This window comes from Leclercia adecarboxylata (assembly GCF_006171285.1).
In the GTDB taxonomy this organism is placed as follows: domain Bacteria; phylum Pseudomonadota; class Gammaproteobacteria; order Enterobacterales; family Enterobacteriaceae; genus Enterobacter; species Enterobacter barmai.
Genome location: NZ_CP040889.1, coordinates 1,420,711 through 1,446,851, shown reverse-complemented (window position 1 = coordinate 1,446,851; position 26,141 = coordinate 1,420,711). Strand labels below are relative to the sequence as shown.

The following is a 26,141-nucleotide window of genomic DNA, read 5'->3' as shown; positions in this document are numbered from 1 at the left end:
GTTAGCCCTGACTTCCATGTTTTTTCTTCCAGAGAACAACCAGCGAACCAATCAGCCCGAACACCAGCAGCACAACCGGCAGCAGCATCAGGCAGGACATCAATTGATCTTCATACTTCAAAAACACCGGCGTCTTGCCGAGCAGATACCCAAGCGTGGTGAGGATCAGCACCCACAGCAGGCCGCTCATCCAGTTAAAGAACTGGAAACGCGCGCTGCTGAGACCGGAAAGACCGGCAATCGTTGGCAAAAGGGTGCGGACAAAGGCGATAAAACGGCCAACCAGCAGCGCAGAGAGCCCATGTTTGTGGAACAGGTGATGCGCCCGCTGGTGATAGTGCGCCGGTAAATGCGACAGCCAGTTCTGCACGATGCGCGTATTGCCAAGCCATCGCCCCTGGATATAGCTCAACCAGCAGCCGAGGCTGGCCGCGATAGTCAGCAGCAGCACGGTTTGCGGAAACTGCATTGCCCCTTTTGCACAGAGCACGCCAACCAGCACCAGCAGACTATCGCCTGGCAGGAAAGCGGCCGGCAGCAGACCGTTTTCAAGAAACAGAATCATAAACAGGACAAAATAGAGCATGCCAATCATGGAAGGATTGGCCAGCGTTTCGAAATCCTGAGCCCATAAGGCATTAAGTAGTTGGGTCAAAAGTTCCATTCAGTGTTCCTGGAAATCGGTTAACGACGCACCTGTCAACCGGGGCAAACAGCACGGCGACATTTTTTATGATTTCATTATGGTCGCTCGCGGACACAGTGTGTGGCCAGAACTGTTCCCTGTTAAATGGCTAGGTAAGCAAGCACTAACTAACAAGCTAAACGGCAATTTGCATCTAATTGTAACAAACCCCAATGGGATCCGTCACAGAAATTGCGTATGTCGAAGAGTGATTTTGTCTTAACCCAGGGAGAGGACGCGAGGCTATTTACAAAGGCTGACACTATAGATGTTTACTTACCCACCGGGTGCGGAAGGCGCAGCGAAGCGCCTGCCAGAGGAAGAAGGAAACTATTTTGCGTGACTGACGGCGCTATCGAGGTGAACGACCGGATTCTCAGCAAAAAGATAGCGGTCGGCATTAAATTCGAAGTCGTCACTGGTTTCATTGAACAGCATCTGTTTGGTGTTCTCGAGATGTTGCCACATCGCCAGTTTTGCCGCATGCGGGTCTTTACGAATCAGCGCCTTAAGAATTTGGTCATGATCGTCGCACCAGTTATCCACGGTGCGGGAATCGATGTGATCGTGCAGTTTTTTCCAGTACGGGTTATGAACGCGCTGAGTCCACATTTTTTCCACGATTGCAGCCAGGGCGGTATTCTGCGTCGCTAAAGCCACCTGAACGTGAAACTGCAGGTCCCATTCGGAATCGCGGAAGCATTTCTCTTTGCGCGCGTTATCCTGGATCTCCATCAGCTTCATGATGTCCTGCTTGGTCACCTGGGTCGCCGCAAACTCGGCGATATTGCTCTCGATAAGCTGACGAGCCTGGAGCAGCTCGAACGGGCCGTAGTTAGCAAATTCCAGATTTTCATCCGGCGCCGGGGAGTGTTTTGCCTGGCTGGAGATCACATGAATGCCGGACCCTTTACGCACCTCAACATAGCCTTCCACTTCCAGCATGATGATGGCTTCACGAACCACGGTGCGGCTGACGCTTTTTTCATCAGCAATAAAGCGCTCGGCAGGCAATTTGTCACCCACCAGATAAACGCCTTGCTCGATGCGAGTTTTCAGCTCAGCGGCAAGTTGCTGATAAAGACGACGGGGTTCGTTGATTTCCATATGCGCTCCAGGCAGGGTACGGCGAATTATTTGTTATACCACTTTTACCCATTTGTCTCCAGATTTGGCTCGCAAAAAAGCCGCCCGGAAGCGGCTTTTTAGCTGTATGGCGGCAATAAATCTAACTCTGCGTCGCCGGCCTTCCGAGGGACTCTTTCTGCAGCTCTTCAGCGGATTTGCTTTTCAGTACCGTCCAGATAAGCACCGCGCCCATCAGGTCGAAGACAGCCAGAACCGCGAACAGCGGGCTAAAGCCGATGGTGTCAGCCAGCGCACCGACGACCAGGGCAAACAGGGTGCTTGCGGTCCAGGCAGCCATCCCGGTCAGGCCGTTCGCTGTCGCCACTTCATTACGACCGAACACGTCGGAAGAGAGGGTAATCAGCGCACCGGACAGAGACTGGTGAGCAAAACCACCGACGCACAGCAGGGCAATAGCAATATACGGGCTGGTGAACAGGCCTATCATGCCCGGGCCAATCATCAGCAGGGCGCCCATGGTGACAACCATTTTACGGGAGACAATCAGGTTCACGCCAAACCAGCGCTGGAACAGCGGTGGCAGGTAGCCGCCGACGATACAGCCCAGGTCTGCGAACAGCATTGGCATCCAGGCGAACATGGCGATCTCTTTCAGGTTAAAGCCGTACACTTTAAACATGAACAGCGGGATCCAGGCGTTGAAGGTCCCCCATGCTGGCTCAGCCAGGAAACGCGGCAGGGCGATACCCCAGAACTGGCGGGTGCCCAGGATCTGCAGGACAGACATTTTCTTGCCGTTATTGGTCTGGTGCTGGGATTCCTGGCCGTTAATGATGTAGTCGCGTTCTTCGTCAGAGAGCTTCTTCTGATCGCGCGGGTGTTTGTAGAAGATGAGCCAGGACATCGCCCAGGCGAAGCTCAGCACGCCGGAGAGAATAAACGCCAGCTGCCAGCTGTGCATCACGATAGCCCATACCACCAGCGGCGGAGCAATCATCGCGCCAATAGAGGAACCCACGTTGAAGTAGCCTACCGCAATGGAACGCTCTTTCGCCGGGAACCACTCGGAGGCCGCTTTCAGGCCCGCCGGGATCATCGCAGCTTCAGCTGCACCGACCGCGCCACGTGCCAGCGCCAGGCCACCCCAGCTGCCTGCCAGCGCGGTTGCGCCGCAGAAGATTGCCCAGGTGACGGCAAACACCGCGTAGCCAACTTTAGTCCCCAGAATATCCAGCACGTAGCCCGCTACCGGCTGCATGATGGTATAAGCCGCGGAATAGGCCGCGATGATATAGGAGTATTGCTGTGTGGAGATGTGCAGCTCTTCCATCAGCGTTGGCGCAGCCGCCGCTATGGTGTTACGCGTCAGGTAGCCCAGCACGGTGCCAAGCGTCACCAGTGCGATCATGTACCAACGTAACCCTTTAATTTTACGCATGTAAAACCTCATCGTTATGTTATTGCCGCACCGGAGTACGGGCATCTCTACGCATGGCGTGAGATGTTTTTAACGGGAGGGCGTAACCGGAAATACTCCCGGTACGGCCCGAACCTTGCCATAAGTAACTTGCATAATTCGGTATCCTTACCGCTGAGTCCGACGCCTGAGGCACCGGTAATGCATTCCGTCGGCTTATAATTTGCGACGGCAGAACGATAACTTGTCATACAACTTTAAAAGGTGAGTGACATCACAAAAGTGTCAATAATTGTAAGGGTAATGTCGAGGCTCTGTCAGGCCAGAGCTGGCGCGGGGTTAGGCGTTATTTAACACTTTAGATGTAGATTATTTGTCGACGTTTATTGATCTAACTCACGAAAAAATCATCGGCCTCTGGAAATTGGTGTGATAACTTTGCAGCATCTGAACATTGCTGACTGACGTGCCCGTTAAGAGGATAACGACATGACTCCGTTTATGACTGAAGATTTCCTGTTAGATACTGAATTCGCCCGCCGCCTGTACCATGATTACGCGAAAGACCAGCCGATTTTCGACTACCACTGCCACCTTCCGCCGCAGCAGGTTGCCGAAAATTACCGTTTCAAAAACCTGTATGACATCTGGCTGAAAGGCGACCACTATAAGTGGCGCGCCATGCGCACCAACGGCGTAGCGGAACGCCTGTGTACCGGCGACGCGTCCGACCGTGAAAAATTCGACGCCTGGGCCGCGACCGTGCCGCACACCATCGGTAACCCGCTGTACCACTGGACCCACCTGGAGCTGCGCCGTCCGTTTGGCATCACCGGCAAGCTGCTCTCTCCGTCCACGGCGGATGAGATCTGGAACGAATGCAACGAGCTGCTGGCCCAGGACAAATTCTCTGCCCGCGGCATCATGAAGCAGATGAATGTGAAGATGGTCGGCACCACCGACGATCCGATTGACTCCCTGGAGCATCACGCCGTTGTCGCCAAAGACGCCTCTTTTGACGTCAAAGTGCTGCCAAGCTGGCGCCCGGATAAAGCCTTCAACATTGAGCAGGCGACCTTTGCCGACTACATGGCGAAACTGGCCGAAGTCTCCGACACCGACATCCGCCGCTTCAGCGATCTGCAGGCTGCGCTGACCAAACGTCTGGACCACTTTGCGGCTCACGGCTGTAAGGTTTCTGACCATGCGCTGGACGTAGTGCTGTTTGCCGACGCCAACGAAGGCGAGCTGGACAGCATTCTGGCGCGTCGTCTGGCGGGTGAAAGCCTGAGCGAGCACGAAGTGGCGCAGTTTAAAACTGCGGTACTGGTCTGGCTGGCGGCCGAATATGCCCGTCGCGGCTGGGTGCAGCAGTACCACATCGGCGCGCTGCGCAATAACAACCTGCGTCAGTTCAAACTGCTGGGCGCCGACGTCGGTTTCGACTCCATCAACGACCGTCCGCTGGCGGAAGAGCTGTCCAAACTGCTGAGCAAACAGAACGAAGAGAACCTGCTGCCAAAAACCATTCTTTACTGCCTGAACCCGCGCGATAACGAAGTGCTGGGCACCATGATCGGCAACTTCCAGGGCGAAGGGATGCCGGGCAAGATGCAGTTCGGTTCCGGCTGGTGGTTCAACGATCAGAAAGACGGCATGGAGCGTCAGATGACACAGCTGGCGCAGCTTGGTCTTCTGAGCCGCTTTGTCGGGATGCTGACCGACAGCCGCAGCTTCCTTTCTTATACTCGCCACGAATACTTCCGCCGCATTCTGTGCCAGATGATTGGCCGCTGGGTCACCGCGGGCGAAGCGCCGGCCGATATACAGCTGCTGGGCGAAATGGTGAGAAACATCTGCTTTAACAACGCGCGCGACTACTTCGCTATTGAACTGAACTAAGGCCGTCTGAGGTTGATATGCAATACATCAAAATCCATTCGCTGGACAACGTTGCGGTCGCGCTGGCCGACCTGAGCGAAGGGCTGGACGTGACGTTTGGTAACCAGACCGTCACGCTGCGCCAGGACATGGCGCGCGGGCACAAATTTGCCCTGCAGCCCATTGCCAAAGGGGAGAACGTTGTTAAATACGGTCTGCCTATTGGCCATGCGCTGGCGGATATCGCGGCGGGTGAATTCATTCACTCCCACAATACCCGCACCAATCTGAGCGATCTGGATGAGTACAGCTATCAACCTGAGTTGCAGGCTGAGAGCAGCCAGGCGGCAGATCGTGACGTCCAGATCTACCGCCGCGCCAGCGGTGAGGTGGGTATTCGCAATGAACTGTGGATCCTGCCCACCGTCGGCTGCGTTAACGGCATCGCCCGTCAGATCCAGAGCCGTTTCCTGAAAGAGACCAATGAAGCAGAAGGCACCGACGGCGTGTTCCTCTTCAGCCACACCTACGGCTGTTCCCAGCTGGGCGACGACCACATCAACACCCGTACCATGCTGCAAAACATGGTTCGCCACCCGAACGCCGGGGCGGTGCTGGTGATCGGCCTCGGCTGTGAGAACAACCAGGTGGATGCCTTCCGTGAAACGCTGGGCGATTTCGATCCTTCCCGCGTTCACTTTATGGTGTGCCAGCACCAGGACGACGAAGTGGAAGCCGGTCTGGAACACCTGCATCAGCTGTATGAGGTGATGCGCCACGACCAGCGCGAAGCGGGCAAGCTGAGCGAGCTGAAGTTTGGTCTGGAGTGCGGCGGTTCGGACGGCCTGTCCGGCATCACCGCGAACCCGATGCTGGGCCAGTTCTCCGATTACGTCATCGGCAACGGCGGCACTACCGTGCTGACCGAAGTGCCGGAGATGTTCGGTGCCGAGCGCATTCTGATGAGCCACTGCCGCGATGAAGCGACCTTTGAAAAAACCGTCACCATGGTGAACGACTTCAAGCAGTACTTTATCGCCCACAACCAGCCGATTTACGAGAACCCATCCCCGGGCAACAAGGCGGGCGGGATCACCACGCTGGAAGAGAAATCCCTCGGCTGTACCCAGAAAGCGGGTGCCAGCCAGGTGGTGGATGTTCTGCGCTACGGCGAGCGGTTGAACACGCCGGGTCTGAACCTGTTAAGCGCGCCGGGCAACGACGCCGTCGCCACCAGCGCCCTGGCGGGTGCGGGCTGCCATATGGTGCTGTTCAGCACCGGTCGCGGTACGCCGTACGGCGGCTTTGTGCCAACGGTGAAAATCGCCACCAACAGCGAGCTGGCGGCGAAGAAAAAGCACTGGATTGATTTCGATGCCGGTCAGTTGATCCACGGCAAAGCGATGCCGCAGCTGTTAACGGAATTCGTTGATGTGATTGTGGATATCGCCAACGGCAAGCAGGCCTGCAACGAGAAAAACGACTTCCGCGAGCTGGCGATCTTTAAGAGTGGTGTAACGCTGTAAGCGGTGCGGCCTGATGCCCTCACCCTGACCCTCTCCCACGGGGAGAGGGTACAAACACTAAAAACGGCAACCTCAGGGTTGCCGTTTTGCTTTTATCCTGTAGGCCCGGTAAGGCGTAGCCGCCACCGGGCTTTTTTATTAATTGCGCAGAGCGTTTTTCGCCAGACGCGCGTCTTCAGCCTGACAGGCCGCAGCGGTAAACAGCACGTCGGTGGAGGAGTTCAGCGCGGTTTCGCAGGAGTCCTGCAGCACGCCAATGATGAAGCCTACCGCCACAACCTGCATCGCCACTTCATTCGGAATACCGAACATATTACAGGCCAGCGGGATCAGCAGCAGAGAACCCCCCGCCACACCCGATGCACCGCAGGCACACAGCGAGGCCACGACGCTCAGCAGCAGCGCGGTTGGCAGATCGACCGGCACGCCCAGGGTATGCACGGCGGCCAGGGTCAGCACGGTGATGGTGATCGCCGCACCCGCCATGTTCACCGTCGCACCCAGTGGGATGGAGACGGAGTAGGTATCACGATCCAGGTTCAGCTTCTCGGCCAGGGCCATGTTCACCGGAATGTTCGCCGCAGAGCTGCGGGTGAAGAAGGCGTAGACGCCGCTCTCACGCAGGCAGGTCAGCACCAGCGGATACGGGTTACGGCGGATCTGCCAGAACACCAGCAGCGGGTTGATCACCAGCGCCACCAGCAGCATGCAGCCCACCAGCACCACCAGCAGCTGGGCATAGCCCCACAGGGTTTCAAACCCGGTGGTCGCCAGGGTGGAGGAGACCAGACCGAAGATACCGATTGGCGCAAAGCGAATAACCACTTTCACCATAAAGGTGACGGCGTTGGATACGTCATTCACCAGATTTTTGGTAGTGTCGTTACCGTGGCGCAGGGCAAAGCCCAGACCAACAGCCCACACCAGAATGCCGATATAGTTGGCATTCAGCAGGGCGTCAATCGGGTTAGAGACCATGCTCATCAGCAGGCCGCGAAGCACTTCCACGATGCCCGATGGCGGAGTGATATCGCCCGCGGCAGAGGTGAGATGCAGCGTGGACGGGAACAGGAAGCTAAAGACTACCGCCGTCAGCGCGGCAGAGAAGGTCCCCAGCAGATAAAGGAACAGAATAGGGCGAATGTTGGTTTTTTGTCCGTGTTGGTGGTTGGCAATGGAGGCCATCACCAGCATCAGCACCAGGACCGGTGCGACGGCCTTTAACGCGCCAACGAACAGGGTGCCGAGCAGGCCGGTGGCGATGGCGGCGGGTTTAGAGACCAGGGCCAGTAAAATACCCAGCACCAGACCTACCAGTATTTGTTTAACGAGGCTGCCCTGCGCCAGGCGCGCGAGCAGACCAGGGGATTGCATGGTCATAAAAATTCCTTCAGTGAGATTGCGTTCCGTCCCGGAGATGCTCTGAGGCACTTATATTCCGGTTAGAGGTGTGTGTTTGTCAGGATGAGTATATTGAATGCGCGAAGCCTGGGAAGAGCAAAATGCTGGAATTTACGTGTTGCGTCATATTTTTTAACTGTGCGTTTACATTTTTGCTGGGTGGTTCGCTTAAACCCCTCTGCGCAAGGTAGTGCCGGGTGGCGCTACGCTTACCCGGCCTACAAAACCGTAGGCCCGGCAAGCATAGCGCCGCCGGGCGATTGTTACCCGATCTGCCGTTTCTTATCGTTCTGGTGATTCACCCAGGCGTTGATGATCAGAGTCAGAACCAGGATACCAAACACCACGCCCAGCGAGATGGCGATCGGGATATGGTAGAAATCGACAATCATCATCTTGATACCGATAAACACCAGGATCACCGACAGACCGTACTTCAGCATTGAGAAGCGCTCCGCCACGCCCGCCAGCAGGAAGTACATGGCACGCAGGCCAAGGATCGCAAACAGGTTTGAGGTCAGGACGATGAACGGGTCAGTGGTCACCGCGAAAATCGCCGGAATACTGTCGACCGCAAAGATCACGTCGCTCAGCTCCACCATGATCAGCACCAGCAGCAGCGGCGTGGCGAACAGCAGGCCGTTCTTACGCACGAAGAAGTGCTCGTTTTCGATGGTGTCGGTCATGCGCAGATGACCGCGCAGCCAGCGCACCAGCGGCTTTTCGCCAATACCGGTTTCATCTTCTTTCGCCAGCGCCATCTTCACGCCGGTAAAGAGCAGGAAGGCACCGAAGACGTACAACAGCCATTCGAACTGGGTAATCAGCCAGCTACCGGCGAAGATCATGATGGTACGCAGCACGATCGCGCCCAGCACGCCATACACCAGCACCCGACGCTGCAACGCCGCAGGCACCGCAAAATAGCTGAACAGCATCAGCCAGACAAAGACGTTATCCACCGCCAGGGCTTTTTCGATCAGATAACCCGTCAGGAACGCCAGCGCCTGGGGATCGGCCACCGCGCGGCCTTGCGTAACGGAGAGATACCACCAGAAGGCGGCACAGAAGAGCAGGGAGAGGGTGACCCATACCAGCGACCAGGCGGCCGCCTGCTTCATGGTCATGCCATGTGCGCCGCGTCGACCCTGCAGGAAGAGGTCAATCGCCAGCATGATGACCACCACGACTGCGAATCCACCCCACAGCAGCGGAGTACCGACAGTATTCATACAATTTTCCTTCCACAAAAAAAAACGACTAACGTCAGAAGACGATAGTCGTTGCGTTTTTTGTGCATAGACCTCGCCTACCGGCAAGGTCTCACTTACAACAAGAAAGGAATACGCTCATCGTATTCCTTTTTCGTTGCCCGGCGACCGGATGCGGTATTACACGCATCGTAATGACGATCCACCGACCAGGAAGTTACTCCCCTTTGCAGGTAACAAAATATGTCAGGTCATTGGTTTCGTCAATGACCTGCATTGATTCATTACACAGCTTTACGCGGTAACTTCTGCGTTAAGGCCGTCCGCCGGGAAAACCACCCCCGTCTGGCGACGGATTTCGGTTTGCAGCTTCGCCGTGGTACGGCTCACCGCAAGGCCCGGATGGTTAACTTCCTGGGTTTCGACCAGACGCGCGAACACCTCTGCCTCATAAAGCATAGTGTTGATATGCTGAGGCTGCGTCAGCTCCTGAGGCTTGCCGCCGCGCGGCACGAAGCTCAGCTTCTGGCACTCGGAGATCTTCTCGATAACCAGCGCGCCGTTCTCGCCCTGGATTTCGCTCGGCAGCACCGAGTCACTCACTTTGGAGTGCTGCAGCGTCACGCTGAAATCGCCGTAATCCAGCACCACCAGACCGTGGGCATCGACGCCGCTTTCCAGCAGGCTGGCGGTTGCCTGAACCCGGTGCGGCTCGCCCCAAAGCGCCACCGCCGAGGCCAGGCAGTAGAAACCGATATCCATAATCGAGCCGTTAGAGAACTGCGGATTAAAGGTGTTTGGGTTCTCGCCGTCCAGATAGCGCTGGTAGCGTGACGAATACTGACAGTAGTTGATGAAGGCTTTGCGGACGCGGCCCACTTTCGACAGCGACTGCTGCAGCAGCAGGAAATTCGGCAGGCTGGCGGTTTTGAACGCTTCGAACAGTACCACCTGGTTTTCCCGCGCAAGGGCAATGGCGGCTTCAACCTCATCGATATTCGAGGCCAGCGGCTTCTCGCAGATCACATGCTTTTTATGGCTGAGGAACAGCTTCGTTTGCGGGAAGTGCAGGGAGTTGGGGCTGGCAATATAAACCGCGTCAATGGCATCGCTCTGCGCCATCTCCTCGAGCGAGGTAAACAGATGTTCGACGAGGTAGTCGTTCGCAAAGGTCTGCGCCTGTTCAAGGCTGCGGGAATAGACTGCGGTAAGTTTATATTTGCCGGTCTCATGGGCGGCATCGACGAACTGACGGGTGATCCAGTTCGTCCCAATGACTGCGAAACGTATCATAAACGTTCACGAACTCCGTTAAGGGAACCTGATGCCACTGTAGCATGTCATGATGACAAATCGAGTGCGCTAATTCTCATTACTCTTTAACGATAAATGCGTCAGCCACAGCCGGGTATCAAACTCCAGCTGGTGGTACTGCGGCTCCATATGGCAGCACAGGGAGTAGAACGCTTTGTCGTGCTCTTTCTCTTTCAGGTGCGCCAGCTCATGCACCACGATCATGCGCAGGAAGGCTTCCGGCGCGTTGCGAAACACGGTTGCCACGCGGATCTCGGCCTTGGCCTTGAGCTTGCCGCCCTGCACGCGCGAGATGGCGGTGTGCAGACCCAGCGCGTTCTTCAGGACGTGGATCTTGTTGTCGTACATCACCTTATTGATGGGCGGCGCGCTGCGTAAATACCGGTTTTTCATATCCTGCGTATACTGCCAGAGGGCTTTATCGGTGGCGAAATCGTGGGTGCCCGGGTAGCGTTTTTCCAGTACCGCCCCCAGCTTTTGCTCGGCAATTAAGGTGCGGACCTGGGAAAGCAGATGCTCCGGGTAGCCCTGGAGGTAAGTCAGCTGGTTCATCAAAACCCCAAAATAATTTGAAAACGGGTATACTCACGCACCCTTTTCAGGGATAACGCCGAAATTTTACCATTCAGGAGGGCCGATGAGCCACTTAGACAACGGTTTCCGTTCACTCGACTTAAAACGTTTCCCGGAAACGGACGACGTTAACCCGCTTCAGGCGTGGGAAGCGGCGGATGAATATCTGCTGCAGCAGTTGGATGACACTGAAATCAGCGGCCCGGTTCTGATCCTGAATGATGCTTTTGGCGCCTTGGGTTGCGCACTGGCCGAACATACGCCTTACAGCATCGGGGATTCATACCTGAGCGAGCTGGCGACGCGCGAGAACCTGCGTCACAACGACATCGCCGAATCCAGCGTCAAGTTCCTCGACAGCACCGCGGACTACCCGCAGGCGCCGGGCGTGGTGCTGATCAAAGTGCCGAAAACAATGGCGCTGCTGGAGCAGCAGCTCCGTGCGCTGCGCAAGGTGGTGACGCCAGAGACGCGCATTATCGCCGGGGCCAAAGCGCGTGATATCCATACCTCCACGCTGGAACTGTTCGAGAAAGTGCTGGGGCCAACCACCACTACGCTGGCGTGGAAAAAAGCCCGTCTGATCAACTGTACTTTCACGGCACCCGAGCTGGCCGACGCGCCGGAGACCCTGAGCTGGAAGCTGGAAGGCACCGACTGGACCATCCATAACCACGCGAACGTCTTCTCCCGTACCGGGCTGGATATCGGCGCGCGCTTCTTTATCGAGCATCTGCCGGAAAATCTGGAAGGGGAGATCGTCGATCTCGGCTGTGGTAACGGGGTGATCGGTCTGACGCTGCTGGCGAAGAACCCGGAAGCCAGCGTGGTCTTCAGCGATGAGTCGCCGATGGCGGTGGCCTCCAGCCGTCTAAACGTGGAAACCAACATGCCGGAAGCGCTGGATCGCTGCGAGTTTATGATCAACAACGCGCTGTCGGGCGTGGAGCCGTTCCGCTTTAACGCGGTGCTGTGCAACCCGCCGTTCCACCAGAAACACGCCCTGACGGATAACGTCGCCTGGGAGATGTTCCACCATGCGCGCCGCTGCCTGAAAATCAACGGTGAGCTGTATATCGTGGCTAACCGTCATCTGGACTACTTCCACAAGCTGAAGAAGATCTTCGGTAACTGCACCACGGTGGCGACCAACAACAAGTTCGTGGTGTTGAAGGCGGTTAAGCTGGGTCGCCGTCGTTAAGATTGTTGTGCGGTCTGATGCCCGGTGGCGCTTCGCTTACCGGGCCTACGGTCTTGTAGGCCGGTGCAAGCGCAGCGCCGCCCGGCAATGTTCTAGATCTCCAACGCTAATTTCGTCCCCTGGGCAATCGCCCGCCGGGCATCCAGCTCCATCGCCACGTCGCACCCGCCAATCAAATGCACCGTTTTGCCCGCCTCGCGCAGCGGCTCCGCCAGATCGCGCTTCGGCTCCTGACCGGCACACAAAATCACATTATCCACGCGCAACAGCTGCGGTTCACCGCCGATCAGCACATGCAATCCTTCGTCGTCGATCTTCTGGTAACTCACCGCCGGGATCATCTTCACGCCGCGGGCGAGAAGGGTGGCGCGGTGGATCCAGCCGGTGGTTTTACCCAGCCCTTCGCCCGGCTTGCTGGCCTTGCGCTGCAGCATCACGATCTGGCGCGGGCTTTTCGGCAGTTGCGGTCCTTCCGGGCGCAAACCGCCCACCTGGTTCAGGCTGGTGTCGATACCCCATTCCGCGCAGAACTCCGCGATATTCTGGCTGGTGGCCTCGCCCGCCTGGCTCAGGTACATGGCGGTATCAAAGCCGATCCCGCCGCAGCCGATAATCGCTACGCGATCTCCCACCGGCGCCTTGTCGCGCAGCACGTCGAGATAGCTCAGCACTTTCGGGTGTGAGACGCCCTCGATCTCAGGCGTTCGCGGGGCGATCCCGCTGGCGAGGATCGTCTCGTCAAAGTCGAGCAGATCTTCCGCGCCCACCCACTGGTTGAGCCGCAGATCCACGCCGGTAATGTCGATCATCCGCCGGTAGTAGCGCAGCGTCTCGTAGAACTCCTCTTTGCCGGGGATCTGCTTGGCGATATTAAACTGCCCGCCGATCTCAGGGAGCGCGTCAAACAGCGTCACGCTGTGGCCGCGCGACGCGGCATTCACCGCAAACGCCAGCCCCGCCGGACCTGCGCCCACCACCGCCAGCCGCTTTTTATTCACAGCAGGCACGATCGGCATGCGGGTTTCGTGACAGGCGCGCGGGTTGACCAGGCAGGAGGTGACTTTGCCGACGAAAATCTGATCCAGGCAGGCCTGGTTGCAGCCAATACAGGTGTTGATCTCATCCGCCCGACCGCTCTGCGCTTTCGACAGCAGCTCGGCGTCAGCAAGGAACGGCCGCGCCATCGACACCATATCGGCATCGCCGCGTGAGATCACATCGTCTGCCACCTGAGGATCGTTAATGCGGTTGGTGGTCACCAGCGGGATCGACACCTTGCCCTTCAGCCTGCGGGTGACCCAGCTGAACGCCGCGCGCGGCACCGGGGTGGCGATGGTCGGGATGCGCGCCTCGTGCCAGCCGATCCCGGTGTTGATGATGGTTGCCCCGGCCGCCTCAATGGCCTGCGCCAGCTGGACGGTTTCGTCGAAGGTGCCGCCGCCCTCCACCAGGTCGAGCATCGACAGGCGGAAGATAATAATAAAATCGCTCCCGGCGCGCTCGCGCACGGCACGCACCACTTCGACGGCGAAGCGCATCCGACGAGCGTAGTCGCCGCCCCATTCGTCGTCGCGCTGGTTGGTGCGGGCGGCGAGGAATTCGTTTATCAGATAGCCTTCGGAGCCCATCACCTCCACGCCGTCGTAGCCCGCTTCCCGCGCCAGGGCCGCGCAGCGGGCAAAGTCGTCGATCAGGGTCAGGATCTCATCGTGAGTCAGGGCATGGGGCTTAAAGCGGTTGATCGGAGCCTGGATCGCCGACGGAGCAACCGGGTCAGGCTGATAGCTGTAGCGCCCGGTATGCAGAATTTGGAGGGCGATTTTGCCGCCTTGCTGGTGGACGGCATCGGTGACGATCCGGTGGTGGGGCAGCTGCGCCGCATCGTTCAGCACCGCGCCGCCCTCCATACCGACGCCGGAGGGGGCAGGGGCCACGCCGCCGGTGACGATCAGCGCCACGCCGTGACGGGCGCGCTCGGCGTAGAACGCGGCCAGCCGCTGTGCGCCGTCCGGCCGCTCCTCCAGCCCGGTATGCATCGAGCCCATTAACACGCGGTTTTTGAGCGTGGTGAACCCCAGATCGAGGGGGGCGAATAACGACGGGTAGCGGCTCATAGTCTCTTCCAGTGTAAAATTATTGTTATGTGGTCGGATGAGTTAGTAATTTAGCCAGCACGGAGTAAAAGGGAAAAGGGGAATGCGGTGATTGTGATGGGATTCAAAGATTACCCCTCACCCTAACCCTCTCCCCATAGGGGAGAGGGAACAGGCGGGTGCGGTCTTACAGAGTGGGCTCGGTCGGCATTTCTCCCTCGCCCCTTTGGGGAGAGGGCCGGGGTGAGGGGGATGTCCGCACCAGCCCCGGCGCCTGCCACATCGAGGTGGTCAGCCCGCTGTCTACCAGCCCGAGCTGATCGGCGTATACCGCCTGCCATTTCTGCATCATGCCGTCGTACAGCTCCCGGTGCGCCGGATTCGGGGTGAACTCCCGGCTCCATTTCACCAGCTTCTCCCCGGTGGCGGCCATATCGCTATACAGCCCGGCGCCGGTTCCGGCGGCAATGGCGCAGCCGAGCGCGGTAGCCTCTTTCACTTCCGGCACGCGCACCGGCAGGCCTGTGACATCGCTTAAGATCTGGCTCCACAGCGTCCCTTTCGCACCACCGCCGGCAAACACCAGAACGTCAAAGACCACGCCGGAGAACTGCGAAATCTGCGCCAGGTTGCAGGCGGAGACAATCGCCGCGTTCTCCTCCAGGGCGCGGAACAGGGTGGCCTTGTTGCATTTTTCCGGGTCGATGGAGAGGTTAATGAACGACGGCGCAGCGTGATACCACTGCTTAAAGTGCATGGCGTCGGAGAAGATTGGCATCACCCCGTGAGAGCCCGCCGGCACCCGGCTGGCCATCTCCTCCATCAGGGCGTAAGTGTCCATCCCCATCCGCTCGGCGATCAGTTTCTCTTCGGCGCAGAAGGCGTCGCGGAACCAGCGCATGGTCAGCCCGGTAAAGAAGCTGATCGACTCCGCCTGCGCCATCCCCGGGATCACGTGCGGGTTCACGCGGATGTTCATCTGCGGATCGGTGCGCACCTGCGGCAGGTTAACCACCTGCTGCCAGAAGGTGCCCCCCAGCACCGCAGTTTGCCCGGCGCGCACCACGCCCAGCCCCAGACAGCCCAGCTGCACGTCGCCACCGCCCATCACCACCGGGGTGCCCTCCCGCAGGCCCGACTGCTGCGCGGCTTCGTGGGTGACAGCGCCGAGCAGGGTGCCGGTCTCTTTTACCGGGGAGAGAATATCGGCCCTTAGCCCGGCCATATCCAGCAGCGCCGGACGCCAGTCGCGGGAGAACAGATCTAACATGCCGGTGGTGCCCGCGTTGGAAGGGTCAACGGCAAGCTCGCCGGAGAGCTTCGCCGCCAGCCAGTCGCTGATCATGGTGATGGTTGCGGCTTTGCGGTAGATGTCCGGGCGATGGTGCGCCAGCCACAGCAGGCGGGGCATGGCGCTCAGGGCCAGGGTCTGGCCGGAGACGTCATAGACTTCGGATTCAAAGCGGTAGTCGTGGATCTCTTTGAGTTCAGCCACTTCGCGGCTGGCGCGGGCATCGACGTTGGCGCAGGCCCAGATGGCTTCGCCGTTGCGGTCGTACAGGACAATCCCCTCGCGCATTGAGCAGCAGGCGACGGACTGAATATCCGCTGCGCCAAGGTGCGCCCGCTCCAGCGCCTGATGGATACACTGGCAGGCCAGCCGCCAGTTGGTGTCGAGGTCGAACTCCATCGAGCCGGGGACGTTCTCCACGCTCAGGTGCTTCCACTCGGCCTGGCCGACGGCTATCTGGTTGCCCTGCAGATCGAAAATTACGGCGCGAACGCTGCCTGTCCCTGCATCTAACGCTAAAAGGTAACTCATGAGCTTGCCTCAATGTTAGCGCAGGGCCGGGCCTTAACTCGCCAGAGCCAGCACCGCGCGGGCTGTCGTCTCTTCCGTCACCAGGCCATTGATACGGCGACCCTTCAGTGCGGCATAAATCGCATCGGCTTTCTCTTCTCCTCCGGCGACGCCAACGATGGTGGGCAACTGCGCCAGTTCATCGAGGGTGACGCCCAGTAATTCACGGTGGATCTCCAGTTCAGGGACCCGTTCGCCCTCGGCATTAAGGAAATAGCCCAGGATGTCGCCCACCGCCCCCCGTCGGGCAAACATCAGCTGTTCCCCTTCGCTGATATAGCCGGAGCGCAGGATGGTGGCATCCCGGCGCTGATTCACGGCGCCAATCCCGACGACCGCCGCATCGGCGGCGGTGGCGGCGAGGATCACATCCCGCACGCTGGTTTCCCGCTTCAGGATCCCGGCCACTTCCGCAGACGACACCCGCAGCGGGGCGGGGATCATGCTGACGCTGCAGGCGGCATCCAGCTGGCCGATGCCGGTCATATAGGGCCCGACGCCGCCGGAAAGGGTCACCAGCCGCACCTGCTGGGAGCTGATAAAGCCGCTTAAGTGCTGAATACAGCTCATGGTGGTTTCACCAAATCCCACCGCCAGCAGCTGGCCGGGTTCCAGCACGCCCATTAACGACTGTGCGGCGCCAATGCCTAAGCGCACGCTCATCGCCGGGGTATTCAGCGCAGGCAGCACGCGCACCAGCTTCAGGCCAAAACGCTGCTGAAGCTCGGTCTCCAGCCCCAGGCATCCTTCGTAGCGGGAGTTAATCTGCACCCGGATCACCCCGGACTGTCGGCCCTTCTCCAGCAGACGCGAAATCTTGAGCCGCGGCAGACCCAGCCGCTCGCCGATATCGTTCTGCGTCAGGCCGTCGTGGTAGTAGCACCACGCCACGCGCGCCACCAGTTCTTCTTCCGATAGCGCCAGTCCGGCAAATCGTCCCTCTTCGGCAACGCGTTTCTCGCCCATATTTGAACTCTTATCAAAATTTAGATCATATGTTCGCTTTGCCGCGGCTTGAATCTGTGAGCCACACGGCAAAACGGATATTCCGGAATGTTTCAGCTTTATCGGGATCCTATCGATAAAACTGTGATCCCTGCACGGTTGTAAATATAGTTCACCGTCTACGCTTTTGAACATTATTAATTTCAAAAATCATTTGTTCAATAGCGGAGCGATAATGACAGCACTTATCGAGGCGCGCGGGATCCAGAAGCAGTTCTCCGGCGTTCCAGTATTGAAAAACATTGATTTCACTCTGCTTGCAGGTCAGGTGCACGCCCTGATGGGCGGCAACGGGGCCGGGAAATCCACGCTGATGAAGATTGTCGCCGGGGTCGAAACGCCCGACAGCGGTGAACTTTCTATTGCCGGCCGTCCTTTTGCTCGTCTCAAACCGGGTCAGGCGCATGCGCTTGGCATCTACCTGGTGCCGCAGGAGCCGATGCTGTTTCCCAATCTCAGCGTGCGCGAGAACATTCTCTTCCGCCTGCCGCGCGGGCAGGCCACCGCCCAGCGTCTGGCCGAGAAGCTGGCGCAGCTCCAGTGCCAGCTCAACCTGGATGCCGCCGCCAGCACTCTGGAGGTGGCGGATCAGCAGATGGTGGAGATCCTGCGCGGGCTGATGCGGGAAGCGAAGATATTGATCCTCGATGAACCCACCGCCTCGCTGACGCCGGGGGAGACGGAGCGCCTGTTCCGCCAGATCCGCGCGCTACAGGGGACGGGCGTCGGGATTGTCTTTATCTCCCACAAGCTGCCCGAAATACGCCAGCTCGCCAGCCACGTCTCGGTGATGCGCGACGGGGCCATCGTACTGAGCGGCGAAACCGCAGACTACGACGACAACGCGCTGATCGCCGCCATGACCCCGGTCAGCCGTGACAGGAGCTTAAGCGACACGCAAAAGCTGTGGCTGGCGCTGCCGGGCAATCGCCGCACTCAGGCCCAGGATTTCCCGGTGCTGCGGGTGGAGACGCTCACCGGTGAGGGGTTTATCGACCTGAGCCTGGAGATCTACGCCGGGGAGATTGTCGGCCTCGCCGGATTGGTGGGCTCCGGGCGCACCGAGTTCGCCGAAACGCTGTACGGCCTGCGCCCGCCGCGTGGCGGGAAGATCTGGCTTGAGAACCAGCAGATCGATAAAGATCCGGTCAGCGCCCGGCTGGAGAAGGGGCTGGTCTATCTCCCGGAAGACAGGCAGGTGTCCGGCCTGTTCCTGGATGCGCCGGTTCGCTGGAACACGGTGGCGCTGAACGAGCCCTCCCTCTGGCAGCAGCGCAAACGCGAGGCGGCGGTGGTGGAGCGTTATCACCGGGCGCTGGGGATCAAACTCAATAGTCCCGATCAGACCGTGCGCACCCTGTCGGGGGGCAATCAGCAGAAGGTGCTGCTGGCGCGCTGTCTGGAAGCCAATCCGCTGCTGCTGATCGTCGATGAACCGACCCGCGGGGTGGACGTCTCCGCCCGGGCCGATATCTACCAGTTGATTAAAAGCGTGGCGGCGCAAAACGTGGCGGTGCTGATGATCTCCAGCGACATGGACGAGTTCCCGGGTCTCGCGGATCGGGTGCTGGTGATGCATCAGGGGGTGCTCAGCGGGGAACTGCCGCGCCACGCCGTCAGCCTCGATCGCATGATGGCCCTGGCCTTTGGAGGGCAGGCATGAAAACACTCCTGAAAAACCGCGAGCTCAGCGCGCTGCTGGCGATCCTCGCCCTGTTTGTGGTGCTGGTGGCGCTCAACCCGGCCTACCTCAGTTTGCAGACCCTGGGGATGATCTTCGCCAGCTCGCAAATTCTGATCCTGCTGGCTCTCGGGGCGGGGCTGGTGATGCTGACCCGCAATATCGATGTGTCGGTCGGCTCGATTGTCGGGCTGTGCGCCATTGCCGTGGGCGTGGCGCTGAACAACGGCTACGGCCTGCCGGTGGCGATCCTGTTTGCACTGGCTATCGGCGCGCTGGCCGGGGCCTTTAACGGCCTGCTGGTGGTGGGGCTGCGTATTCCGGCGATTGTCGCCACCCTCGGCACGCTGGGACTCTATCGCGGGGCGATGTTGCTCTGGACCGACGGGAAGTGGATCGAGGGCCTGCCGGTGAGCCTGAAATCCCTGTCGGAGCCGGTGGCGCTCGGGATATCCCCGCTGGGGATGGTGGTGCTGGCCTTTGCCGCCGTTGGGGCCTGGACACTGTCGCGCACCGCCTTTGGCCGGGATTTTTACGCCGTCGGGGATAACCTCGCCGCCGCCCGTCAGCTGGGCGTGGCGGTCAACCGCACCCGGATGGCGGCCTTTACCCTAAACGGCGTGCTGGCGGCCTGCGCCGGGATCGTCTTTGCCGCGCAGATCGGCTTCGTGCCGAACCAGACCGGCAGCGGGCTGGAGATGAAAGCCATCGCCGCCTGCGTGCTGGGGGGCATCTCCCTGCTCGGCGGCACCGGCACCTTAATCGGCGCCCTGCTGGGGGCCTTCTTCCTGACCCAGATCGACACCGTGCTGGTGCTGTTCCGCCTACCGGCCTGGTGGAACGACTTTATCGCCGGGCTGGTGCTGCTGGGAGTGCTGGTGCTCGACGGACGGCTGCGCCAGGCGCTGGCGCGTCATCAGCGGGCGCTGAAGTACAGCCGATTCCAGCCGGGAAACAAAGGGGGAAAGCACGTCACCCCGTTTCCCAAACGCAAAAAAGAGGTGGCGTAAATGAAGCTTAACTGGGAGTGGGCGCTGCTGCTTTTACTGGTGCTGGAGATCCTGCTGTTCGGCACCCTCAATCCGCGGATGCTCGACATCAACATGCTGCTGTTCAGCACCAGCGACTTTATCTGCATCGGCATCGTGGCCCTGCCGCTGACATTAGTGATCATCAGCGGCGGGATCGACATCTCGCTCGGCTCCATCATTGGCCTGTGCGCCATCGCGCTGGGGGTGATGATGCAGTCCGGCGTGCCGATGGTGGCGGCGATCCCGCTCACCCTGCTGCTCGGGCTGCTGTGCGGGCTGTTTAACGCGGCGTTGATTCACTACACCGGGATCAGCCCGCTGGTGATCACCCTCGGCACGCTCTACCTGTACGGCGGCGGGGCGCTGCTGCTCTCGGGCATGGCCGGGGCCACCGGGTATGAAGGCATTGGCGGCTTCCCGGAGAGCTTCACGGCCTTTGCCAACCTCACCGTGCTGGGGCTGCCGATCCCGCTGGTGCTGTTCGCGATGATTACCTTCTTCTTCTGGCTTATCACCCATCGCGGGCGCTTTGGCCGACATCTGTTTCTGATTGGGCAGAACCCGCGCGCGGCGCGCTATGCGGCGCTGTCGGTCAACGGCATGCCTTACGCGCTGTATGGCCTGGTGGGGATAGCCTCGGCAATTGCCGCCCTGGTGATGGTCTCCTATTTCGGCTCGGCGCGCTCCGATTTAGGGCGCGATCTGCTGATGCCGGCGCTCACCGCCGCGGTGCTGGGTGGGGCGAATATTTATGGCGGTTCAGGTTCGGTATTAGGTACTGCACTGGCGGCATTGCTGGTGGGGTATCTGCAACAGGGGTTACAGATGGTCGGCATCCCCAACCAGGTGTCGAGCGCGCTGTCAGGGGCGCTGTTGGTTGTGGTGGTGATGGGACGTTCACTGAGTCTGCACCGTGAATGGGTGCGATCTCTCTTCACAAAACTACCCGGAGCGTAAGATGAAAATAAAACTGATGGTGCTGGCAGTGGCGTTAAGCGTGGCAACGACCCAGGCGGCGGATCGCATCGCGTTTATCCCGAAACTGGTGGGCGTCGGCTTCTTTACCAGCGGCGGCAACGGCGCGAAAGAGGCGGGTAAAGCGCTGGGAACGGACGTCACCTACGATGGCCCGACCGAGCCGAGCGTCTCCGGGCAGGTGCAGCTGATCAATAACTTCGTCAATCAGGGCTACAACGCCATTATCGTCTCGGCGGTGTCGCCCGACGGCCTCTGCCCGGCGCTGAAGCGCGCCATGCAGCGCGGGGTGAAAGTGCTGACCTGGGACTCCGACACCAAACCGGAGTGCCGCAGCATCTACATCAACCAGGGCACCCCGGAACAGCTCGGCGGCCTGCTGGTGGAGATGGCCTCGAAGCAGGTGACCAAACCGGATGCCAAAGTGGCGTTCTTCTACTCCAGCCCCACCGTCACCGATCAGAACCAGTGGGTGAAAGAGGCGAAAGCCAAAATCGCCAAAGATCATCCTCAGTGGCAGATCGTTACCACCCAGTTTGGCTATAACGATGCCACCAAATCCCTGCAGACCGCCGAAGGGATCTTAAAAGCCTATCCGGATCTGGATGCGATCATCGCCCCGGACGCCAACGCCCTGCCAGCGGCCGCCCAGGCGGCAGAAAACCTGAAGCGTGAAGGGGTGGCGATTGTCGGCTTCAGCACGCCAAACGTGATGCGTCCGTACGTGGAGCGCGGGACGGTAAAAGCCTTTGGCCTGTGGGACGTGGTACAGCAGGGCAAAATTGCGGTCAATGTCGCCGATCGTTTGCTGAAAAAAGGCGATCTTAACGTGGGCGACAGCGTGGAGATCAAAGATATCGGCGCCCTGAAGGTCGAGCCGAACAGCGTGCAGGGCTATCAGTATGAAGCGAAAGGCAACGGCATCGTGCTGCTGCCGGAGCGGGTGGTGTTCACCAAAGAGAACATCAACAACTACGACTTCTGACGGGAGAGAACATGGCTGATTTAGACGACATCAAAGAGGGTAAGAACTTTGGCATCGACCGACCGCAGCAGAACGTGCCTTTCACCCTGAAAGGGTGCGGGGCGCTGGACTGGGGGATGCAGTCCCGCATGGCGCGGATCTTCAACCCCAACAGCAACCGCACGGTGATGCTGGCCTTCGATCACGGCTATTTCCAGGGGCCGACCACCGGGCTTGAGCGTATCGATCTCTCCATCGCGCCGCTGTTCGGTGAAACCGACGTGCTGATGTGTACCCGCGGGATTCTCAGGAGCACCGTGCCGCCCGCCACCAATAAGCCGGTGGTGCTGCGCGCCTCCGGGGGCAACTCGATGCTCGGCGAGCTCTCCAACGAGTGCGTGGCGGTGGCGATGGAGGATGCCCTGCGCCTCAACGTCTGCGCGGTGGCGGCGCAGGTCTATATCGGCAGCGAGTATGAGCATCAGTCGATCAACAACATCATCAAGCTGGTGGATGCAGGCAGTCGCTACGGCATGCCGACCCTGGCGGTGACCGGGGTGGGCAAAGAGATGGCCCGGGATGCGCGCTACTTCTCTCTCGCCAGCCGTATCGCCGCCGAAATGGGGGCCCAGTTCGTCAAAACCTATTTTGTGGAAGAGGGATTCGAAAAAGTGACCGCCAGCTGCCCGGTGCCGATTGTGATCGCCGGGGGGAAAAAGCTGCCGGAGCAGGAGGCGCTGGAGATGTGCTTCCGCGCCATCGACCAGGGCGCGTCGGGCGTCGATATGGGACGCAATATCTTCCAGTCCAGCGCGCCGCTGGCGATGCTGAAGGCGGTGAAGAAAGTGGTACACGAGAAGATGAGCGCCCGCGAGGCGTATCAGTTCTGGCTGGAAGAAAAACAGGGAGAAGGACAATGAACGTGACGTTAGTGGAGATCAACATTAAGCCGGATAAGGTAGACGAGTTTTTGCAGGTGTTTCGCGCCAACCACGAAGGAGCGATCCAGGAGCCGGGCAATTTGCGCTTCGACGTGCTGCAGGATCCGCGGGTGAAAACCCGGTTCTTTATCTACGAAGCCTATAAGGATGAAGAGGCGGTGGCGGCGCATAAAAAGACCCCGCATTACCTGGCATGCGTGGAACAGCTTGAGGATTTGATGTCGGAGCCGCGTAAAAAACGGTGTTTCGTCGGGTTGATGCCGGAGTAGGGGTTGTGCGGTTTGTTGCCCGGTAGCGCTGCGCTTACCGGGCCTACAAAGGCCACAATGTTCGGGTTTTGTAGGCCGGGCAAGCGCAGCGCCGCCCGGCGTTTTTCAGGCCAGCTCCAGCAGCTGCACCTGCGCCGTTGCCCCCGGCATCAATTTTTGCAGATGGCTGACCAGCTCATCCCCCGCCGCCTCCAGCGCCGTTAACGGCATCTCGGGCAGGCTTTCGAGAACAAACCACATGGTCTGCGCCTTACTATCAAGGCGGGTACGCACCCCTTGTCGCCAGTTCCAGCGGCGGCAGGTCACTCCCAGGTCATCGCGCCAGATAACCTCTCCCGCATCGGGATGTTCCACGCTCGGCTGCCCCTCTTTGAAGGTATCAAAAGGTTCGCTGCCGTCGGCCAGGGTCAGGCGCGGGGCCCCGGTATACGCGGCGAGATTCTCCCCGCCCACCGGAATGGCGTAGCGGATGCTGATGGCATTGTAGATATCCACCACCGGATCGAGCGGCGGCAATGTGCCGTCTTTCAGGACCCGCTTGCGCAGGGCGCTGGCGGAGCAGGGCGTGCGTTTCGGTTTAGCGCCAAAGGCCTTGAACACCTCATCCCAGGCGGCGAGATGGGCATCGGCCCAGGCCACGTCATCATTTAATACCTGCTGGCAGGCCTGGGCTAACACCGCAGGCGCAACCTCCGGCGCGGTAATCGGCGCAGCTTCAACCACAATGCTCAGTGCGCGGAACCCCGGCGCGATCCCGGCAAGGCGCGGGTCTATTGACGGCGTGAGAAGGGACATAAATAATCCTGTATTGACTGTTTTATACCATGGTAATGACCAATGACTGATAAAGTCAATATAATGACTGCAACGGGTGCCGATGTCGCCCAGGTAAGCCTGGCGGTGGCAAACCGTATCCGCAACTGGCGGAAAGAGAAAAAGCTGTCGCTGGATGAGCTGTCGCGCCGGGCCTGCGTCAGCAAAGGGATGCTGGTGGAGATCGAGAAAGGGGCGGCTAACCCCAGCATTGCGATCCTCTGCAAACTGGCGGCGGCACTGGGCATCTCGGTGGCGGACATCGTCAACGTCGCCAGCGAGCCGCAGGTGCACATTATCGAGGAAGCGGCGATCCCGGTGCTCTGGCAGGGTGAGAAGGGCGGCAGCGCCCGACTGCTGGCGGGCACCGCCGGCCCGGACATGATTGAGCTCTGGCGATGGGAGATGCAGCCGGGAGAAAGCTTCAGCTCGCCAGGCCATCCGGCAGGGACATTTGAACTGCTTCACGTGGAGGCGGGAGTATTAACCCTGAAGGTGGAGGAGAGCGTTAATCAGGTGATTGCCGGTGCGTCGGCGGTGGCGAAAACCGACGCGGCGCATAGCTATGTGAACGACGGGGAGAGCGTGCTGCGGTTTACCATGACCGTGGCTGAGTTTCACCGGTAAAATTTGACATGCCGGGGGCGCTACGCTTGCCCGGCCTACAAAAACCAACGTCGTTGTGGCAGTTATAGGCCCGGTAAGCGAAGCGCCACCGGGCAACAACAGGCACAGACTCGTAGGCCGGGCAAGCATCGCGCCGCCCGGCGTATTTTACGCTTCAGTCACGCTCACCCGCAGCGCTGCCAGCGCCTTGCGGGCCGCTTTCAGCACCAGCTCACACTGCTCAATGGTCAGCGTCAGCGGCGGTTCGATGCGGATCGTTTTCGAGTTGTTCAGCGTGCCTGCAACCAGCACCCGCTGGCGGAACATCTCGCTCGCGAAGCTGTAGCCGGTTTCGTTATCGACAAACTCAATCGCCATCAGCATCCCTTTACCGCGCGCATCCTGCACCAGGTCCGGGTACTCACGCCCGAGCTGGCGGAAGCCGTCCAGCAGCATGTCGCCTTTCTGCTCCGCCTGGGCGGGCAGGTTCTGCTCCAGCAGCACGTTGATGGTCGCCAGCGCCGCGGCACAGGCCAGCGGGTTGCCGCCAAAGGTGGTGGTGTGCAGGAAAGGATTGTCGAACAGCACCGAGAACACCTCTTCGGTAGCGACCGTGGCGCCAATCGGCATCACGCCGCCGCCCAGCGCTTTGGCGAGACACAGGATGTCCGGCTGCACGTTCTCATGCTCGCAGGCGAACATCTTGCCGGTGCGGCCCATGCCGGTCTGCACTTCGTCCAGGATCAGCAGCGCGCCAAACTCATCGCACAGCTGACGCACCGCGGGCAGGTAGCCCTGCGGAGGCAGGATCACGCCCCCTTCGCCCTGGATAGGCTCGAGGATCACCGCCGCCACGTCATCGCCGGTTTTACGGCATTCGCTCAGCATGGTACGCATGGCGTTGATATCGCCGAACGGCACATGGCGGAAGCCCGGCAGCAGCGGCATAAAGGGTTTGCGGAAGGTGGATTTCGCCGTGGCAGAGAGGGCCCCCAGCGACTTGCCGTGGAAAGCACCGCTGGTGGCGATAAAGGTGAATTTCCCGCGCGGCGACTGGTACGCTTTGGCGAGTTTGATCGCCGCTTCGACCGATTCCGTGCCGCTGTTACAGAAGAAGCTGTATTTCAGTTTCCCCGGCGTCAGTGCCGCCAGCGTTTTTGCCAGCATCGCCCGTAAAGGGTCAAGCAGTTCCTGGCTATGAAGGGGTTGTTTTGCAAGCTGATTTTGTACGGCGGAAACCACTACTGGATTACGGTGCCCCACGTTGAAAATACCAAATCCACCCAGGCAATCTATAAACTCCTGTCCCTGGGTGTCGACAAGCGTATTGAGACTTCCTGCTTGCCACTCTACGGCTCCGTAATCCCCGCCTGCAGTAACAGATTTTCTGTATTCCAAAAACCCGGGATTTACATGCTCTTTGAAGTAATCAATCACCTCGCGGTTAAGTTGTTTCATCTCCTCATGATCAAGCGTTCGCTTCTCAATGAGATTCAGGGCGTGCGCGGTACAGGCAAGGGCCGACGCGCTGGAAGGTAACCTGTTCAAAATATGCTCCCGGGTATGGCGTATCACATGATACTGGATTAAGTATTGCAGGCTTT

The 26,141-nt window shown here is 59.4% G+C and carries 22 protein-coding genes; 10 read left to right on the top strand and 12 right to left on the bottom strand.

Annotated elements, in window-relative coordinates; translation table 11 throughout:
• Window position 1: 1 nt before the first annotated feature.
• The 3 genes from yqjA to FHN83_RS08560 form a co-directional block, all read right to left on the bottom strand.
• Complete coding sequence (gene yqjA, locus FHN83_RS08570; RefSeq protein WP_039031697.1) at window positions 2-664, bottom strand: DedA family general envelope maintenance protein YqjA; 663 nt, start codon at window positions 662-664, stop codon at window positions 2-4.
• Window positions 665-1,015: 351 nt separating this feature from the next.
• Window positions 1,016-1,792, bottom strand: a complete 777-nt coding sequence (exuR, locus tag FHN83_RS08565) for a transcriptional regulator ExuR (RefSeq protein ID WP_138370285.1) — start codon at window positions 1,790-1,792, stop codon at window positions 1,016-1,018.
• 121 nt (window positions 1,793-1,913) lie between these two features.
• Window positions 1,914-3,212, bottom strand: a complete 1,299-nt coding sequence (locus FHN83_RS08560; protein ID WP_039031699.1) for an MFS transporter — start codon at window positions 3,210-3,212, stop codon at window positions 1,914-1,916.
• 468 nt (window positions 3,213-3,680) lie between these two features.
• Here FHN83_RS08560 and uxaC point away from each other — a divergent pair, with 468 nt between their 5' ends.
• Both uxaC and FHN83_RS08550 read left to right on the top strand, forming a co-directional pair.
• Window positions 3,681-5,093, top strand: coding sequence for a glucuronate isomerase (uxaC, locus tag FHN83_RS08555; protein WP_139563682.1), 1,413 nt, complete (start codon window positions 3,681-3,683; stop codon window positions 5,091-5,093).
• A gap of 17 nt (window positions 5,094-5,110) precedes the next feature.
• Window positions 5,111-6,598 (top strand): UxaA family hydrolase, encoded by a 1,488-nt coding sequence (locus FHN83_RS08550; RefSeq protein WP_039031701.1) that lies wholly within the window; start codon window positions 5,111-5,113, stop codon window positions 6,596-6,598.
• Between the two features lie 138 nt (window positions 6,599-6,736).
• Here the strand turns inward: FHN83_RS08550 and sstT are convergent, their stop codons facing one another.
• From sstT to FHN83_RS08530, 4 genes are all read right to left on the bottom strand, one after another.
• A complete protein-coding gene (gene sstT, locus FHN83_RS08545; RefSeq protein WP_139563681.1) occupies window positions 6,737-7,978 on the bottom strand; it encodes a serine/threonine transporter SstT in 1,242 nt (413 codons plus the stop codon).
• A 284-nt stretch (window positions 7,979-8,262) separates the two neighbouring features.
• Complete coding sequence (locus tag FHN83_RS08540) at window positions 8,263-9,231, bottom strand: TerC family protein (protein ID WP_139563680.1); 969 nt, start codon at window positions 9,229-9,231, stop codon at window positions 8,263-8,265.
• A gap of 273 nt (window positions 9,232-9,504) precedes the next feature.
• Complete coding sequence (locus tag FHN83_RS08535) at window positions 9,505-10,503, bottom strand: Gfo/Idh/MocA family protein (RefSeq protein WP_138370283.1); 999 nt, start codon at window positions 10,501-10,503, stop codon at window positions 9,505-9,507.
• A gap of 69 nt (window positions 10,504-10,572) precedes the next feature.
• Window positions 10,573-11,076 carry a YgjP-like metallopeptidase domain-containing protein gene (locus tag FHN83_RS08530; protein WP_138370282.1) on the bottom strand — a complete coding sequence of 168 codons (504 nt, stop codon included), beginning with the start codon at window positions 11,074-11,076 and terminating at the stop codon, window positions 10,573-10,575.
• An 85-nt stretch (window positions 11,077-11,161) separates the two neighbouring features.
• Here FHN83_RS08530 and rlmG point away from each other — a divergent pair, with 85 nt between their 5' ends.
• Window positions 11,162-12,298, top strand: a complete 1,137-nt coding sequence (rlmG, locus tag FHN83_RS08525) for a 23S rRNA (guanine(1835)-N(2))-methyltransferase RlmG (RefSeq protein WP_138370281.1) — start codon at window positions 11,162-11,164, stop codon at window positions 12,296-12,298.
• 92 nt (window positions 12,299-12,390) lie between these two features.
• Here the strand turns inward: rlmG and FHN83_RS08520 are convergent, their stop codons facing one another.
• From FHN83_RS08520 to lsrR, 3 genes are all read right to left on the bottom strand, one after another.
• Window positions 12,391-14,412: an NADPH-dependent 2,4-dienoyl-CoA reductase gene (locus FHN83_RS08520; protein ID WP_139563679.1), complete on the bottom strand. Its 2,022-nt coding sequence runs from the start codon at window positions 14,410-14,412 to the stop codon at window positions 12,391-12,393.
• 166 nt (window positions 14,413-14,578) lie between these two features.
• The gene (gene lsrK, locus FHN83_RS08515) at window positions 14,579-16,213 is read right to left on the bottom strand and encodes an autoinducer-2 kinase (RefSeq protein WP_139563678.1); all 1,635 of its coding nucleotides are present in this window, start codon (window positions 16,211-16,213) and stop codon (window positions 14,579-14,581) included.
• A gap of 33 nt (window positions 16,214-16,246) precedes the next feature.
• Window positions 16,247-17,218: a transcriptional regulator LsrR gene (lsrR, locus tag FHN83_RS08510; RefSeq protein ID WP_039031708.1), complete on the bottom strand. Its 972-nt coding sequence runs from the start codon at window positions 17,216-17,218 to the stop codon at window positions 16,247-16,249.
• Between the two features lie 214 nt (window positions 17,219-17,432).
• Between lsrR and lsrA the strand changes: the two genes are divergently transcribed.
• Genes lsrA through lsrG form a run of 6 tightly spaced genes read left to right on the top strand, consistent with a single transcriptional unit; the run spans window position 17,433 to window position 23,118 of the window.
• Entirely contained in the window at window positions 17,433-18,920 is a 1,488-nt protein-coding gene (gene lsrA, locus FHN83_RS08505) for an autoinducer 2 ABC transporter ATP-binding protein LsrA (RefSeq protein ID WP_139563677.1), read from the top strand.
• Window positions 18,917-19,948, top strand: coding sequence for an autoinducer 2 ABC transporter permease LsrC (lsrC, locus tag FHN83_RS08500; protein ID WP_138370276.1), 1,032 nt, complete (start codon window positions 18,917-18,919; stop codon window positions 19,946-19,948). The genes lsrA and lsrC overlap by 4 nt, the downstream gene beginning before the upstream one ends.
• Entirely contained in the window at window positions 19,949-20,926 is a 978-nt protein-coding gene (gene lsrD, locus FHN83_RS08495) for an autoinducer 2 ABC transporter permease LsrD (protein ID WP_139563676.1), read from the top strand.
• Window position 20,927: 1 nt separating this feature from the next.
• A complete protein-coding gene (gene lsrB, locus FHN83_RS08490) occupies window positions 20,928-21,929 on the top strand; it encodes an autoinducer 2 ABC transporter substrate-binding protein LsrB (RefSeq protein ID WP_139563675.1) in 1,002 nt (333 codons plus the stop codon).
• Window positions 21,930-21,940: 11 nt separating this feature from the next.
• Window positions 21,941-22,828: a 3-hydroxy-5-phosphonooxypentane-2,4-dione thiolase gene (gene lsrF / locus FHN83_RS08485; protein WP_139563674.1), complete on the top strand. Its 888-nt coding sequence runs from the start codon at window positions 21,941-21,943 to the stop codon at window positions 22,826-22,828.
• Window positions 22,825-23,118 (top strand): (4S)-4-hydroxy-5-phosphonooxypentane-2,3-dione isomerase, encoded by a 294-nt coding sequence (lsrG, locus tag FHN83_RS08480; protein WP_039031714.1) that lies wholly within the window; start codon window positions 22,825-22,827, stop codon window positions 23,116-23,118. Before lsrF ends, lsrG begins: the two co-directional genes overlap by 4 nt.
• Before the next feature lie 105 nt (window positions 23,119-23,223).
• Here the strand turns inward: lsrG and FHN83_RS08475 are convergent, their stop codons facing one another.
• Window positions 23,224-23,913, bottom strand: a complete 690-nt coding sequence (locus FHN83_RS08475; RefSeq protein ID WP_139563673.1) for a B3/4 domain-containing protein — start codon at window positions 23,911-23,913, stop codon at window positions 23,224-23,226.
• Between the two features lie 42 nt (window positions 23,914-23,955).
• Between FHN83_RS08475 and FHN83_RS08470 the strand changes: the two genes are divergently transcribed.
• Window positions 23,956-24,558, top strand: a complete 603-nt coding sequence (locus FHN83_RS08470; protein ID WP_139563672.1) for a helix-turn-helix domain-containing protein — start codon at window positions 23,956-23,958, stop codon at window positions 24,556-24,558.
• Between the two features lie 147 nt (window positions 24,559-24,705).
• Here FHN83_RS08470 and ygjG read toward each other — a convergent pair whose 3' ends face one another.
• Window positions 24,706-26,085 (bottom strand): putrescine aminotransferase, encoded by a 1,380-nt coding sequence (gene ygjG / locus FHN83_RS08465; protein WP_171029964.1) that lies wholly within the window; start codon window positions 26,083-26,085, stop codon window positions 24,706-24,708.
• Window positions 26,086-26,141 lie beyond the last annotated feature (56 nt).

Bases quoted from the DNA above. Each gene is read 5' to 3' on its own strand.
- yqjA (WP_039031697.1), bottom strand. From the start codon at position 664: ATGGAACTTTTGACCCAACTACTTAATGCCTTATGGGCTCAGGATTTC.
- exuR (WP_138370285.1), bottom strand. From the start codon at position 1,792: ATGGAAATCAACGAACCCCGTCGTCTTTATCAGCAACTTGCCGCTGAG.
- FHN83_RS08560 (WP_039031699.1), bottom strand. From the start codon at position 3,212: ATGCGTAAAATTAAAGGGTTACGTTGGTACATGATCGCACTGGTGACG.
- uxaC (WP_139563682.1), top strand. From the start codon at position 3,681: ATGACTCCGTTTATGACTGAAGATTTCCTGTTAGATACTGAATTCGCC.
- FHN83_RS08550 (WP_039031701.1), top strand. From the start codon at position 5,111: ATGCAATACATCAAAATCCATTCGCTGGACAACGTTGCGGTCGCGCTG.
- sstT (WP_139563681.1), bottom strand. From the start codon at position 7,978: ATGACCATGCAATCCCCTGGTCTGCTCGCGCGCCTGGCGCAGGGCAGC.
- FHN83_RS08540 (WP_139563680.1), bottom strand. From the start codon at position 9,231: ATGAATACTGTCGGTACTCCGCTGCTGTGGGGTGGATTCGCAGTCGTG.
- FHN83_RS08535 (WP_138370283.1), bottom strand. From the start codon at position 10,503: ATGATACGTTTCGCAGTCATTGGGACGAACTGGATCACCCGTCAGTTC.
- FHN83_RS08530 (WP_138370282.1), bottom strand. From the start codon at position 11,076: ATGAACCAGCTGACTTACCTCCAGGGCTACCCGGAGCATCTGCTTTCC.
- rlmG (WP_138370281.1), top strand. From the start codon at position 11,162: ATGAGCCACTTAGACAACGGTTTCCGTTCACTCGACTTAAAACGTTTC.
- FHN83_RS08520 (WP_139563679.1), bottom strand. From the start codon at position 14,412: ATGAGCCGCTACCCGTCGTTATTCGCCCCCCTCGATCTGGGGTTCACC.
- lsrK (WP_139563678.1), bottom strand. From the start codon at position 16,213: ATGAGTTACCTTTTAGCGTTAGATGCAGGGACAGGCAGCGTTCGCGCC.
- lsrR (WP_039031708.1), bottom strand. From the start codon at position 17,218: ATGGGCGAGAAACGCGTTGCCGAAGAGGGACGATTTGCCGGACTGGCG.
- lsrA (WP_139563677.1), top strand. From the start codon at position 17,433: ATGACAGCACTTATCGAGGCGCGCGGGATCCAGAAGCAGTTCTCCGGC.
- lsrC (WP_138370276.1), top strand. From the start codon at position 18,917: ATGAAAACACTCCTGAAAAACCGCGAGCTCAGCGCGCTGCTGGCGATC.
- lsrD (WP_139563676.1), top strand. From the start codon at position 19,949: ATGAAGCTTAACTGGGAGTGGGCGCTGCTGCTTTTACTGGTGCTGGAG.
- lsrB (WP_139563675.1), top strand. From the start codon at position 20,928: ATGAAAATAAAACTGATGGTGCTGGCAGTGGCGTTAAGCGTGGCAACG.
- lsrF (WP_139563674.1), top strand. From the start codon at position 21,941: ATGGCTGATTTAGACGACATCAAAGAGGGTAAGAACTTTGGCATCGAC.
- lsrG (WP_039031714.1), top strand. From the start codon at position 22,825: ATGAACGTGACGTTAGTGGAGATCAACATTAAGCCGGATAAGGTAGAC.
- FHN83_RS08475 (WP_139563673.1), bottom strand. From the start codon at position 23,913: ATGTCCCTTCTCACGCCGTCAATAGACCCGCGCCTTGCCGGGATCGCG.
- FHN83_RS08470 (WP_139563672.1), top strand. From the start codon at position 23,956: ATGACTGATAAAGTCAATATAATGACTGCAACGGGTGCCGATGTCGCC.